This is a genomic window from Klebsiella huaxiensis, from assembly GCF_003261575.2.
Taxonomy (GTDB): Bacteria; Pseudomonadota; Gammaproteobacteria; order Enterobacterales; family Enterobacteriaceae; genus Klebsiella; species Klebsiella huaxiensis.
Window position 1 is genome coordinate 5,998,731 of record NZ_CP036175.1, and the last position, 14,254, is coordinate 6,012,984.

A 14,254-nucleotide genomic window follows, 5' to 3' on the forward strand; every position below is an offset into this window, starting at 1 on the left:
ACCTTAAATAAGAGACTGCGTCTCAGCGAAGCCGAAACGGATATTTGCACACTGTACGGCCTGTGCTGCCGCGCCTTTCAGCAGGTTATCTTCCGCCGCCACAACGATGATGTGTTCATCCTGGACAGCAAAACCGATATCACAGAATGGCAGACCCACGACATTTTTCAATGCGGGCATGCCCTTATCATATAAACGCACCAGCGGTTTTTTCGCATAGGCCTGCTGGAACGCTGCTGCGACCTGCTCTTTGCTCACGCCATGCTTCAGGCGGCAGGTGATGGTTTCCAGAATTCCACGCTTAAAGTTGCCCAGATGCGGGGTAAAAATAACGTCAGCCCCCAGATGAGTGGATATTTCAGGGTGATGGCGGTGGTTGAAGACGCCATAGGGCTGCAGGCTGACTTCACAGAAACTGTTGCCGATGGAAGCCTTACGCCCGGCACCGCTCACGCCGCTGGTCGCATTGATCACCGGCCACTGGTTAAGATCTAACAGGTCCGCGTCGATCAGCGGTTTCAACGACAGCTGAGCCGCCGTCGGGTAGCAACCCGGCACCGCAATCAGATTCGCCTCTTTCAGCTTATCGACATTCCACTCGGCCAGGCCGTAAACCGCCTGCTCCAGCAGCTCAGGGTGCTGGTGAGTGAAACCATAATATCTTTCGTAGAAAGCGCCATCGTTAACGCGGAACGCCCCGGAAAGATCGAACACCACGCAACCTGCCGCGAGAAACTGCGGCGCCAGGTCATGGCTCACTTCGTGGGCGGTAGCGAGAAAAACGATATCGACCCCAGCGCTAAACTCGCTAATATCGGACATCGGCTGCAGTGGCAGGTCAACAATCCCTTTTAGCTGCGGATGCAAATCGGAAACTAATTTTCCCGCATCATTGCTTTGCGCGGAGACCGTCAAAGCGGTTATGGTCATATGAGGATGGCGATTTACATAGGCCACTAGCTCTGCGCCGGCATAACCGCTGGCGCCCACAATCAGCGTGTTCAACATTGGGGCTCTTCACCTTCTTGCTTACGTATATTTGCTCTGGAAGACCGTTGCCTTCCCCACCCTGTTAAGCCGCAAGAACATCATCCCTACATTAAATAGGTTTTCTTAGGCTCAGTGATAATGTATTTTTATTCATAAATAATGCATGAATATTGATACTATCATGACCCGAGGTGTGTCAACAATGAAAAACAATTTACCGCCCTTTATCGAGATTTACCGCGCATTGATCGCCACACCTTCCATCAGCGCAACCGAAGAGGCGCTGGATCAAAGCAATGAGTCTTTAATCAATTTACTGGCAGGCTGGTTCCGCGATATTGGCTTTAACGTTGAAGTTCAACCGGTGCCGGGTACACGCAATAAATTCAATCTGCTGGCCAGTACCGGCAACGGTGCTGGCGGCCTGCTGCTAGCCGGGCATACTGATACCGTCCCGTTTGATGATGGTCGCTGGACTCGCGACCCCTTCACCCTGACCGAGCACGACAACAAACTTTACGGCCTTGGCACCGCGGATATGAAAGGCTTCTTCGCTTTTATTCTCGATGCTTTGCGCGATGTTGACGTCACTAAGCTGAAAAAGCCGCTCTATATTCTGGCAACAGCCGATGAAGAGACCAGCATGGCCGGTGCCCGCTACTTCGCCGAAACCACCCAGCTGCGACCGGATTGCGCCATTATCGGCGAACCTACGTCACTGCAGCCGGTGCGGGCGCACAAAGGCCACATGTCCAACGCGGTTCGCGTCCAGGGGCAATCCGGCCACTCCAGCGACCCGGCACGCGGCGTCAACGCCATTGAGCTGATGCACGATGCCATTGGTCGCATCATGCAGCTGCGCGACGACTTAAAAGAGCGTTATCACTACGCTGCGTTTACTGTCCCGTACCCCACACTTAACCTCGGAGCCATTCACGGCGGCGATGCCTCAAACCGCATCTGCGCCTGCTGTGAACTGCATATGGATATTCGCCCGCTGCCCGGAATGACGCTCAACGATCTTAACGGACTTCTGGAAGAAGCGCTGGCACCGGTAAGCGAACGCTGGCCTGGACGTCTGACCGTTTCCGAACTGCATCCGCCGATCCCCGGCTACGAATGCCCGCCGGACCATAAACTGGTTGAGGTGGTGGAGAAACTGCTCGGCGCACAAACCGAAGTGGTGAACTACTGTACGGAAGCGCCATTTATTCAGACCCTCTGCCCAACGCTGGTATTAGGCCCAGGTTCTATCAATCAGGCCCACCAGCCGGATGAGTACCTGGAAACGCGCTTTATTAAGCCGACCCGAGAGCTTATCACTCAGGTGGTCCACCATTTCTGCTGGCATTAAAAACGCGCATTCTTCCGCTCTTTTTCATCGGAGCGGGAGAGTGACAATTATCACATTTTCATAAGCAACACTTATCAAGCGACCTCTGAGTTAAATTTCGCAAATTGCCGCTATTTATTCGTTTGCTGAAGCGATTTCGCAACAATTGACGTGGGGGTTTTTACGTGGCTTTATAAAAGACGGTTGCTTATCCACTGCTCAAATTATCGAGCGCCGGATATAACAAAATAAAATGAGATGGGGTGTCTGGGGTAACATGAACGAACAATATTCCGCTTTGCGTAGTAATGTCAGTATGCTCGGTAAGGTGCTGGGCGACACCATCAAGGATGCGCTGGGAGAAAACATTCTTGATCGTGTCGAAACTATCCGTAAGTTGTCCAAATCTTCTCGCGCAGGCAATGAAGCCAACCGCCAGGAGCTGCTCACCACGCTGCAAAACTTGTCCAACGACGAGCTGCTGCCAGTGGCGCGCGCCTTCAGCCAGTTTCTGAACCTGGCGAATACCGCTGAGCAATACCACAGCATTTCGCCAAAGGGCGAAGCGGCTAGCAATCCGGAAGTGATTGCTCGTACCCTGAGAAAGCTCAAAGACCAACCCAATCTCAACGAAGACATTATTAAAAAAGCGGTGGAGTCCCTGTCTCTGGAGCTGGTTTTAACCGCTCACCCAACCGAGATCACCCGCCGTACCCTGATCCACAAAATGGGTGAAATTAACAACTGCCTGAAACAGCTTGATAACAACGATATTGCTGACTATGAACGCCATCAGTTCATGCGCCGCCTGCGCCAGCTGATTGCCCAGTCGTGGCATACCGATGAAATCCGTAAGCACCGCCCCTCCCCGGTTGATGAAGCCAAATGGGGCTTCGCGGTCGTTGAAAATAGCCTGTGGGAAGGCGTGCCGAACTACCTGCGCGAACTGAACGAACAGCTGGAAGCCAACCTCAACTATCGGTTACCGGTCGATTTTGTCCCGGTTCGTTTTACCTCCTGGATGGGGGGTGACCGCGACGGCAACCCAAACGTGACCGCCGATATTACCCGCCACGTCCTGCTGCTTAGCCGCTGGAAAGCGACCGATCTGTTCCTGAAAGATATCCAGCTGCTGATTTCCGAGCTGTCGATGGTCGAGTGCACTGATGAGCTGCGTGAACTGGCAGGCGCGGAAGGCGCACAGGAACCCTATCGTTACCTGATGAAAAAGCTGCGTACGCAGTTGATGGAAACCCAGGCCTGGCTGGAAGCGCGCCTGAAAGGGCAGAGACTCCCGAAACCAGCAGGTCTGCTCACGCAAAATGAACAGCTGTGGGAACCGCTTTACGCCTGCTATCAATCACTACAAGCCTGCGGCATGGGCATCATCGCCAACGGCGAGCTGCTGGATACTCTGCGTCGCGTAAAAGCCTTTGGCGTACCGCTGGTGCGTATCGATATCCGCCAGGAAAGTACCCGTCATACCGAAGCCCTGGGCGAGATGACCCGCTATCTCGGCATCGGCGATTATGAAAGCTGGTCGGAAGCCGACAAACAGGCCTTCCTGATCCGCGAACTGAACTCCAAACGTCCCCTGCTGCCGCGTCAGTGGGAGCCGAGCGAAGAAACTCGCGAAGTGCTTGAAACCTGCAAAGTGATCGCCGAAGCGCCGCGCGGTTCCATTGCCGCCTACGTGATTTCGATGGCGAAAACGCCGTCTGACGTGCTGGCGGTACATCTGCTGCTCAAAGAGGCCGGTATCGGCTTCGCGCTGCCGGTCGCCCCGCTATTCGAAACCCTGGATGACCTGAACAACGCCGACGACGTCATGACCCAGTTGCTGAATATCGACTGGTATCGCGGCTTTATTCAGGGCAAGCAGATGGTCATGATTGGCTACTCTGACTCGGCAAAAGATGCGGGCGTAATGGCCGCATCCTGGGCGCAGTATCAGGCGCAGGATGCCTTAATCAAGACCTGTGAGAAAGCCGGTATTGAGCTCACGCTGTTCCATGGTCGCGGCGGTTCTATCGGTCGTGGCGGCGCTCCGGCTCATGCGGCTCTGCTCTCTCAGCCTCCAGGAAGCCTGAAAGGTGGCCTGCGCGTCACTGAACAGGGCGAGATGATCCGCTTCAAATATGGCCTACCGGAAATCACCATCAGCAGCCTGTCGCTCTATACCAGTGCGATTCTGGAAGCCAACCTGCTGCCGCCGCCGGAGCCAAAACCACAATGGCGCGATATCATGGCCGAGCTGTCCGACGTCTCCTGCGAGATGTACCGCGGCTACGTACGTGAAAATAAAGACTTTGTTCCTTACTTCCGCTCCGCAACACCGGAGCAGGAATTGGGCAAACTGCCGCTGGGATCGCGTCCGGCGAAACGTCGCCCGACCGGCGGCGTTGAGTCACTGCGTGCGATCCCGTGGATCTTCGCATGGACGCAAAACCGTCTGATGCTGCCCGCCTGGCTGGGTGCCGGTGCGGCGCTGCAAAAAGTCGTCGAAGGCGGCAAGCAGAGCGAGCTGGAAAGCATGTGTCGCGACTGGCCGTTCTTCTCTACTCGCCTCGGCATGCTGGAGATGGTCTATTCGAAAGCGGACCTGTGGTTGGCAGAATATTACGATCAGCGCCTGGTGAAACCTGAGCTGTGGAAGTTAGGTACAGAACTGCGCGAACTGCTGTCTGCTGATATCGATGTGGTGCTGGCAATTGCCAACGACTCCCACCTGATGGCCGATCTGCCGTGGATCGCTGAGTCAATCCAGTTGCGTAACATCTATACTGACCCGCTGAACGTACTCCAGGCCGAACTGCTGCATCGTTCACGTCTGGCGGAAGAGAAAGGTGAAAAACCGGATCCTCGCGTTGAGCAAGCGCTGATGGTAACCATTGCAGGCGTTGCGGCAGGTATGCGCAACACCGGCTAATTTGCCGGACGCGGTATCCCCGGAGGCGGCGCGCTGCGCCTGTCCGGGCTACCAGCCCGCAAACGGTAGTTAACCTGTAGCCCGGTCAGCGCAGCGCCACCGGGAAAAACTGTAGCTCCGGTAAGCATCACGTTTACCGGAGCTATTTTTATTAATGGTGCAGCATCTCGTCAACAATCTGCTCTTTATGCAGCGCATAAGGATAATAGGTTGGCCAGTTATCCATCTCTTTCAGCAACGCTTCCTGCGACTCATTGCCCATAAAGATATGGAAATGCTGAGACTTACGCGGCGCGATAGTGTGGTCGCTGAACTGAACAAATTTCGGCGCTTTTGAATCCGCCTGTGAGCATTCGAACAGGTAGCGCACACCTTTCTTACCGGATGCGTAAGTCAGAATTTTATAGCCAGAATACGTGTATTTGCAGGCATTGACGGTTTTCCCAACGTGAAACTCCATCACATTATCTTCGATACCAATCTGGTCCACATCGGTGGCATATCCCTTCTTATAATATTCCCGATATTCGGCCACACTTTTACCCGCTTTTTTGGCCTTCTGTTCGAGCACAGGATCCAAATCGCCGTTCAGCAGATAGGGGTTAACCGACTGCCAGATACCATCCCAATCGCTTAACGCTCTGTCTTTTACATCCTGATCGGCAAAAATACCTTCACTCGCCTTTTGCTCCGCCTCAGTTAATGCAGGCCCATGGCTATGGTGGCCGTGGGCAAAGGCCTGGCTGCCTGCCAGTAACATGCTGATACCAAGCGCAAGGGCGGTAATCTTTTTGGTCATTACTCTCTCCTGAGTTAACGTTTGCAATGATATGTTACGATATAACATATCAATTAAATCTTACAATACCCTTCGCAGAAAAACCGCTCGGCTTTTCCCTCTGTCAATTTGTTAGGTATGATGAAAAGAGAGCGCGCTATGCGGAGCAAGAATGGATATCGACATCAATCAGGCCATTGATTCTTTTATTAAAGACCCGGCAGTCATCGGGAAGGTCCGCTTTTCCACAGAAGGCAGACCGGCTTCAGAGAAAGCCGTGAGCGTCGATTTTCCGCGCCTCGAAATCATGCTTGAAGGGCAGGTCCGCGATCCAGCGGTTAAGGCCGACCCAGCCCAACTCACGCCACACGATGTGTTGTACATTCCTGCTGGTGGATGGAATGACCCACAATGGCTGATGCCCTCGACTCTGTTAACCATCTTATTTGGTAAGCAGCAGTTGGAATTCGTCCTGCGCAGCTGGGACGGCAGCGCGCTTAACGTGCTGGATAAACAGCAAGTTCCCCGCCGTGGCCCTCGAGTGGGATCTTTTCTGCTCCAGGCGCTCAATGAAATGCAGATGCAGCCGCAGGAGCAGCATACGGCCCGCTGTATTGTCATCAGCCTGCTCAGCCACTGCGCCGATCTGCTGGGGAGCCAGGTGCAAACCTCCTCACGCAGCCAGGCGCTTTTTGAAGCGATTCGTAAATATATCGATGCCCGCTTTGCCGACCCTTTAACCCGGGAGTCGGTGGCGCAGGAGTTTTATCTCTCACCAAACTATCTTTCACATTTGTTTCAGAAATGCGGGCCAATGGGTTTTAACGAATACCTGAACCACATTCGCCTGGAGCAGGCCAGAATGTTGTTAAAAGGCCACGATATGAAGGTCAAAGATATCGCCCACGCCTGCGGTTTCGCCGACAGCAACTACTTCTGCCGCCTGTTTCGCAAGAACACCGAACGCTCACCATCAGAGTATCGCCGCCAGTATCATAGCCAGCTCACGGAAAAAACATCACCTGCAAAAAACTAGATTTTTGTGTGTTAAGCCTGACTTTTGTACGCTATTTTTTGCTTGAATTGCCCCACAACACGGGATAAACGTGATCTAAATCACCCTTAATAGCAATGCGTACATTTATCCAGTATTTGGCAAATTTGTCATCTGGCGACCCTTCATGTGAAAGCCGTATTCTTACCTCAACGACACTATCGAATTAAGCATTGAGGAAAGTACTATGGAACTCTATCTGGACACCGCAAACGTAGCCGAAGTTGAACGCCTGGCACGTATCTACCCGCTGGCTGGCGTTACCACCAACCCAAGCATTATCGCCGCTGGCAAAGCCTCGGTTTGGGACGTACTACCGCGCTTGCAAAAAGCCGTCGGTCCGGAAGGTATTTTGTTCGCTCAGACTATGAGCCGCGACGCTCAGGGGATGGTTGAAGAAGCTAAACGTCTGAGCAACGCCGTTCCCGGCATCGTGGTCAAAATCCCGGTGACCGCTGAAGGCCTTGCCGCTATCAAGCTACTGAAAAAAGAAGGTATCACTACCCTGGGTACCGCCGTCTACAGCGCCTCTCAGGGCCTACTGGCCGCGCTGGCGGGTGCCAAATATGTTGCCCCTTATGTGAACCGCGTCGACGCCCAGGGCGGTGACGGCATTCGCACGGTGCAGGAGCTGCAATCCCTACTGGAAATGCACGCGCCGGAAAGCAAAGTGCTGGCCGCCAGCTTCAAAACCCCACGCCAGGCGCTGGATTGCCTGTTAGCCGGTTGCGAAGCTATCACCCTTCCGTTAGACGTAGCGCAACAAATGCTCGGCACCCCTGCGGTAGAGTCAGCTATTGAGAAGTTTGAGCAGGACTGGAATAACGCTTTTGGAACTCTGAACCTGTAACCCGATCGGCGAGCCGCCCAGGGGGGTGGCATCACGGTCATCCAGGAGGAATAGAAATGGATCGCATTATTCAATCACCCGGTAAGTATATTCAGGGCGCAGACGCAATTGCTCGCCTTGGAGGGTACCTCAAACCGCTGGCTGAACGCTGGCTTATCGTTGGCGATAAATTCGTACTTGGCTTTGCCGAAGAAAAATTGCGTAAAAGCCTGGCGGATGCCGGCCTGGTGGCCGAAATCGCGCCGTTTGGCGGCGAATGCTCGCATAATGAAATCAATCGGTTACGCGATATTGCAGGCTCAGCTCAGTGTACCGCCGTGCTGGGAATTGGCGGCGGTAAGACGCTGGATACCGCGAAAGCATTAGCGCACTTTATGAATTTGCCGGTAGTTATTGCTCCGACGATTGCCTCCACCGATGCTCCGTGTAGCGCGCTCTCGGTTATCTATACCGATGACGGTGAATTTGATAGCTACCTGATGCTGCCGCGTAACCCGAATATGGTCATTGTCGATACGCAAATCGTTGCCGGAGCTCCGGCACGCCTGCTGGCAGCGGGCATCGGCGACGCGCTGGCGACCTGGTTTGAAGCGCGTGCATGCTCGCGTAGCGGCGCAACCACCATGGCAGGCGGCAAATGTACCCAGGCGGCGCTGGCGCTGGCCGAACTGTGCTACAACACGCTGATTGAAGAAGGTGAAAAAGCGATGCTGGCGGCGGAGCAGCATGTCGTCACTCCGGCACTGGAACGCGTCGTTGAAGCCAATACCTACCTGAGCGGCGTCGGCTTTGAAAGCGGCGGCCTGGCGGCAGCACACGCTATCCACAACGGTCTGACCGCCATTCCGGACGCTCACCACTACTATCACGGTGAGAAAGTGGCTTTTGGTACACTCACCCAGCTGGTACTGGAAAATGCCCCGGTGGAAGAGATTGAAACCGTAGCGGCGCTGTGCCACAGCGTTGGGTTGCCTATCACCCTGGCGCAGTTGGACATTAAAGCCGATATCCCAGGCAAAATGCGTACAGTAGCGCAAGCCGCCTGTGCAGAAGGCGAAACCATCCACAATATGCCTGGTGGTGCGACGCCGGATCAGGTCTATGCAGCGCTTCTGGTCGCCGACCAGTACGGTCAGCGTTTCCTGCAAGAGTGGGAATAACCCCTCCACACACCCGCTTTTGGCGGGTGTGTTCTTTTATGTTCTTTTTCCGCCCCATTGCCAGCCCAAACGATGTGCTTTATAGTGCGATTTTCCTCTGGGTGAGTCGTAAATATGCAATCATCAGATCGAAGAATGAGCATTTATGCCATTCTGCAACAGGACAAAAAAGTCGTCGTCAATGAGCTTGCCGAGAAATTCGGCGTCACCAAAATGACCATCCGCCGCGACCTTTCTTTCTTTGAAAAACAAGGTATTGTCAAAACCACCTACGGTGGAGCCTATCTCACCAGCGGAGCCAGCGTAGAGCCCAGCTTTCAGCTGAAATCGATACAAATGGTTGATGATAAGCATCTGATTGGCCAAAAAGCCGCCGAACTGGTCGAAGATGGCGACACGATTATTATCGACTGCGGGACCACGCCGCTGGCCCTCGCTCAGTTTATTTTCGATAAAAAAATCATGGTGATAACCAACTCCGTTCCGGTAGTTAATCTGCTGAAAGGGAGAAAAAATATTAAGCTGATCGTGGCGCCCGGCGAGTATGAAGACGATACCCAGGGGATGATCTCTTTTAGCACCGCTGACTTCTATAGCAATATCCACGCCGATAAGGTTTTCCTCAGTACCCAGGGCATTAACGAACTGGGTGAATTGACGGTCCCCAAAATGACCGATGCTCACGTAAAACAAGCGCTGATGCGGGCCGGACGGCAAAAAATCCTGCTGGCGGATAAAAGTAAATTCGGTCAAACCTTCCTCGCAGGCCACGCTCGTCTGGCAGACCTTGATCTCGTTATCAGCCAAACTGGCCTCCCTGCCGACATCCTTACGCAACTCAATAAACAAAACGTAGAACTTCTGCTGGCTGATAGCAGTCTCTGACTTTCAGACGTCTGACAACAGGCGTCTGTGTTTTTTCACATTCTCAAAATGTTCTTTTGGTATCCTTTAAAGCATAAAGAAACAAAAAAGATCATATTTAAGTTGACAAAAACACACCTCAAGCGTGGAATAGGGATACCCACTCCAGAATTGAGGTCTTTATGAACGGATTACTAAGCTTCAAACCCACCAACAACGATTGTGATTTCGATCGTATCGCCAAAAAGCAAGATCAGATGTTCCACCGCGTAGCAACCATTTGCCCGGAACGTGCTGAGATCATCACCGAATCCTTTAAACGTTCCGAAGGCAAATCGATTGTCATTCGCCGGGCGTTGGCGATGGCCGATATTCTGGAAAAGATGACCATCTATATCGAGCCGGACATGCTGATCGTCGGTAACCAGGCAAGCGCCAACTTTGCCGCGCCGGTATTCCCGGAATACTCCTTCAACTGGGTGATTGACGAACTGGACGAGTTCGACAAACGCTCAGGCGACAGCTTCCAGGTGTCTGAAGAAACCAAAGCTCGCTTGCGCGTACTTCAGGATTACTGGCAGGGCAAAACGCACCAGGATGAAGTGCTGACCAACCTGCCGCAGATTAACCGCCTGGCGGAAAAACAGGGCGTCCTACACCGCGGCGGCATCAGTATGTCCGGCGACGGTCACATCATTCCTAACCATGACTTCGTGCTGGAAGTCGGCTACGGCGGCATGCGCGATATCGCAAAACAGCACCTGGCCGAAGATAAAGACCTGACTGAAGAGCAGACCGATTTCTACCAGGCCGTCATCATCACCATGGATGCGGCGCTGAATTACTGCAAACGTTTCTCGCTGCTGGCTAAAAAAGAAGCCGCAAAAACCGCCGACGCTAAACGCCGCGACGAACTGCTGGCGATGAGCGAAATGTTTGCTCACCTGATGGAAGGCAAAGCGCAGAATTTCTACGAAGCCGTAGAAACCGTTTATCTGACTCACCTGTTGATGATGATCGAAAGTAACGGCCACTCCTTCTCCTTTGGTCGCTTTGACCAGTACGTCTGGCCGCTCTACGAAGCGGATATCAACTCCGGCAAAATCAGCAAAGAGAAGGCGCTGGAGATCCTGACCCACTTCTTCATCATGACTAACAGTCTGAACAAAGTTCGCCCATGGGGTCACACTCAGTACAGCGGCGGCTACCCGCTCTATTCCAACCTGATGGTTGGCGGCATGAAGCCGGACGGCACCGACGGCACCAACGACCTTTCTTATTTATCGCTGGAAGCCATGGCATTGACCGGCCTGCCGGAGCCAAACCTGAGCGTACGCTTCTCCAAAGATACTCCGCACTCACTGATGCAGGATTCAGCAAAACTGATCCGTAAAGGCTTCGGTATGCCGTCCATCTTCTGTGACGAAGTGGTTATCCCGGCGATGATGACCCTCGGTCTGAGCGAAGAAGTCGCGCGTGAATATGCCTCAATGGGCTGCGTGGAAACCGCCATTCCGGGCCGCTGGGGCCACCGCGCCACCGGTATGACCTACGTAAACTTCGGCAAAATCCTTGAGCTGGTGATGAACAACGGCTGCGATCCAGCAACCGGCGTACAACTGATTAAAGTAAACGGCAAAGAAGGCCGTGAGATTAACTACGAGTCATATGACGAAGTGTGGGCCGCGTGGAACCAGCTGCTAGAGTTCTACTCCGACCTGGCAGTGGACTGTGACCTGGTCTGCGACCGCGCGCTGAAATATCACGATGCCGACGCCTTTGCCTCTGCGACCATCAACTGTTCGCTGGAGCGCGGTAAGACGTTGAAAAACGGCGGCGCAGAGTATGACTTCGTCAGCTCCTCCAACATCGGCCCTTCCGTGGTGGGCGATAGCCTGGCTGCGGTGAGAAAACTGGTCTTTGATGACAAAGTGCTGACGCTCAAACAACTGCGCGACGCCATGGACTGCAACTTTGAAGGTATCGAAGGCGCCCGCGTGCGTAAGCTGTGCCGCAACGCGCCCAAGTTTGGTAACGATATCGACTACGTTGACTACATCGTCGCTGACGTATTCGAGTCCTATCTGAAACTGCTGCCAAAATACAAAACCGACCGTTATGGCAAAGGTCCTAAGGGCTGTGGATACACCATGTCCACCTCCAACATCACCTCTTACGTGCCGAATGGTTTTGACGTTGGTGCGACCCCGGATGGCCGTCTGGCGACCCTGCCGCTGAACGAAGGCGCATCACCGTGCCTTGGTGCAGATAAAGAAGGCCCGACGGCGGTGATCAACTCCGTGGCGAAGCTGCCAAACCAGAAAATTGCTGGCGGCCAGTTGTTGAATATGAAATTCACACCGAGCGCGCTGGAAGGTGACGACAACCTGGAGAAATTCACCCACTTCATGGAAGCTAGCCGCGAGAAGAATATCTTCCACAACCAGTTCAACATCATCGACTCGAATATTCTGCGCGCTGCCAAAGAGCACCCGGAAGATTATCCGAACCTGATGGTCCGCGTGGCCGGTTACTGCGCCCTGTTCTCGACGCTGATGCCGGAAGCTCAGGACGCGATTATCGCCCGTACAGAACTGGCCTGGTAAAAAGCCAGGGTATATATGGAGGTAATATGAGAACTGGCCTGATTTCCCGTATTCAACGCTACTCGACCAAGGATGGTCCGGGGATACGCAGTACCGTATTTATGCAGCAATGTAATTTACGCTGCCAGTGGTGTGCGAATCCGGAAACCATCAGGCCAGGTTTTAACGTTTTCTGGTTTAAAGAGCGCTGCCGCCAGTGCGGCACCTGCGCTCAGGCCGCAGTTAATAACACCATCACCATGGCGAAGCCGGGTAATGGCGTGAATATCGATCGGAAAAACTGCACCAACCTGTTGGATATGGTCGATATGTGCCCCTATGACGGCTACGAAAAAGTGGGAAAAGAGATGGCTTCCCGCGAGCTGGCCGATCTGCTGCTGCGCGATAAGTCGTTTTACGATTCCAGCCACGGCGGCGTGACTTTTTCCGGCGGTGAACCGGCTCTACAGGCCGAATTCGTCAGGGAAACCGCCCTGCTGTTAAAAGAAGCTGGCGTACATGTTTGCCTTGATACTGCAGGGCATATCCGTTGGGAGAAATTACGTCCGCTGATTGAAACGGTCGACTTGGTCTCTTACGACTTTAAAGCCTTTAATCCCGAAACCCATCTCGCCTGCACCGGCGTGGATAACCGCCTGATCCTTGAAAATGCCAAAGCAATCGCGGCAATGGGCACACCGATGCTTGCCCGGATGGTCATCGTTCCAACGCGCAATGATGACCCGGAAGATATCCGTAAACGCCTCGATTTTATCCGCAAGCTTGGCAGTGCCGTGCTGCAGGTCGATATCCTTGAATATCATATCTATGGCGTTGGGAAGTATAAAAAACTTGGTATGCCCTATCTTCTCAACAATATTCCGGCATGCCAGCGAGAAATGACGGAACAAATAAAACACTACGCCGAAGAAATTGGTCTAAAAGCAACTATAGGCGGATAAAGGATGAACATGTTAAATTTTATTATTACTGAAACCTACAAAGAAATGAGTGAGCTATCGGCAAATAGAATAGCTATTGCGCTAGCGAAAAAACCGGACTTGGTCATGGCTCTGCCGACCGGAGGAACGCCTGTTGGTCTTCTGGAAGAGATGTCCCGAATGGCAAAAAGTGGTGAAGTTAACTTCTCCCAGTCCAAATCATTTAACATTGATGAATATATTCCGCTAAAAAAAGACAATCCACAGAGCTATTATTGGTTTTTAGAACATTACTTTTATCAACACGCTAATATTCCATCTGAAAACACCTTTGTACCAAACGTGCTGGCCGATGATTTAACCGCAGAATGCGCACGCTATGAGCATGAAATACAGTCACACGGCGATTTTGACATCACCATTCTGGGAATTGGTCACGACGGGCATATCGGCTTTAACGAGCCTCATGCTACTCATAGCCCCGTCTGCCATATTATCGATCTCAATGAAGAGACGATCGAAGCAAATTCTCGCTTTTTCTCGCGCAAAGAAGATGTCCCGCTGCAGGCCATAACCCTCGGCATGGGGACTATCCTGAGAAGTAAAGAGATTGTCCTGATTGCTAACGGAAAATCGAAGGCGGCAGTGATGAAACAGCTTCACGACTGCATCCGCATCGATCCGTTATTCCCTGCATCATTCTTACTGATGCATCCTGACGTCACCATTATTTGCGACCGCGAGGCGGCATCGCTTATCAACGCGTAAGG

Annotated in this window: 11 protein-coding genes; 9 read left to right on the forward strand and 2 right to left on the reverse strand. The window is 53.0% G+C overall.

Going from position 1 to position 14,254, the window contains the following annotated elements:
• Positions 1-3: 3 nt before the first annotated feature.
• Positions 4-1,008 carry an N-acetyl-gamma-glutamyl-phosphate reductase gene (gene argC / locus DA718_RS28705; RefSeq protein ID WP_112216365.1) on the reverse strand — a complete coding sequence of 335 codons (1,005 nt, stop codon included), beginning with the start codon at positions 1,006-1,008 and terminating at the stop codon, positions 4-6.
• A 184-nt stretch (positions 1,009-1,192) separates the two neighbouring features.
• On the opposite strand from argC, the gene argE reads away from it, so the two are divergent.
• Both argE and ppc read left to right on the forward strand, forming a co-directional pair.
• On the forward strand, positions 1,193-2,344 hold the full coding sequence (gene argE, locus DA718_RS28710; RefSeq protein WP_112216364.1) for an acetylornithine deacetylase: 1,152 nt from the start codon (positions 1,193-1,195) through the stop codon (positions 2,342-2,344).
• A 256-nt stretch (positions 2,345-2,600) separates the two neighbouring features.
• Positions 2,601-5,252 (forward strand): phosphoenolpyruvate carboxylase, encoded by a 2,652-nt coding sequence (ppc, locus tag DA718_RS28715; protein WP_112216363.1) that lies wholly within the window; start codon positions 2,601-2,603, stop codon positions 5,250-5,252.
• Between the two features lie 151 nt (positions 5,253-5,403).
• Here ppc and zinT read toward each other — a convergent pair whose 3' ends face one another.
• The gene (zinT, locus tag DA718_RS28720) at positions 5,404-6,051 is read right to left on the reverse strand and encodes a metal-binding protein ZinT (protein ID WP_112216362.1); all 648 of its coding nucleotides are present in this window, start codon (positions 6,049-6,051) and stop codon (positions 5,404-5,406) included.
• 151 nt (positions 6,052-6,202) lie between these two features.
• Here zinT and DA718_RS28725 point away from each other — a divergent pair, with 151 nt between their 5' ends.
• The 7 genes from DA718_RS28725 to nagB all read left to right on the forward strand — a co-directional run bounded on the left by DA718_RS28725 (position 6,203) and on the right by nagB (position 14,252).
• Positions 6,203-7,066, forward strand: a complete 864-nt coding sequence (locus DA718_RS28725; protein ID WP_112216361.1) for an AraC family transcriptional regulator — start codon at positions 6,203-6,205, stop codon at positions 7,064-7,066.
• 205 nt (positions 7,067-7,271) lie between these two features.
• Positions 7,272-7,934: a fructose-6-phosphate aldolase gene (fsa, locus tag DA718_RS28730; protein WP_112216360.1), complete on the forward strand. Its 663-nt coding sequence runs from the start codon at positions 7,272-7,274 to the stop codon at positions 7,932-7,934.
• 56 nt (positions 7,935-7,990) lie between these two features.
• Positions 7,991-9,094: a bifunctional L-1,2-propanediol dehydrogenase/glycerol dehydrogenase gene (gene gldA / locus DA718_RS28735; RefSeq protein ID WP_110276170.1), complete on the forward strand. Its 1,104-nt coding sequence runs from the start codon at positions 7,991-7,993 to the stop codon at positions 9,092-9,094.
• A 135-nt stretch (positions 9,095-9,229) separates the two neighbouring features.
• A complete protein-coding gene (locus DA718_RS28740; protein ID WP_112216359.1) occupies positions 9,230-9,979 on the forward strand; it encodes a DeoR/GlpR family DNA-binding transcription regulator in 750 nt (249 codons plus the stop codon).
• A gap of 161 nt (positions 9,980-10,140) precedes the next feature.
• On the forward strand, positions 10,141-12,564 hold the full coding sequence (locus DA718_RS28745) for a glycyl radical protein (protein WP_112216358.1): 2,424 nt from the start codon (positions 10,141-10,143) through the stop codon (positions 12,562-12,564).
• A 26-nt stretch (positions 12,565-12,590) separates the two neighbouring features.
• Positions 12,591-13,505: a glycyl-radical enzyme activating protein gene (locus DA718_RS28750; RefSeq protein WP_112216357.1), complete on the forward strand. Its 915-nt coding sequence runs from the start codon at positions 12,591-12,593 to the stop codon at positions 13,503-13,505.
• A 9-nt stretch (positions 13,506-13,514) separates the two neighbouring features.
• Complete coding sequence (gene nagB / locus DA718_RS28755; protein WP_112216356.1) at positions 13,515-14,252, forward strand: glucosamine-6-phosphate deaminase; 738 nt, start codon at positions 13,515-13,517, stop codon at positions 14,250-14,252.
• The last annotated feature ends 2 nt before the right edge of the window (positions 14,253-14,254 follow it).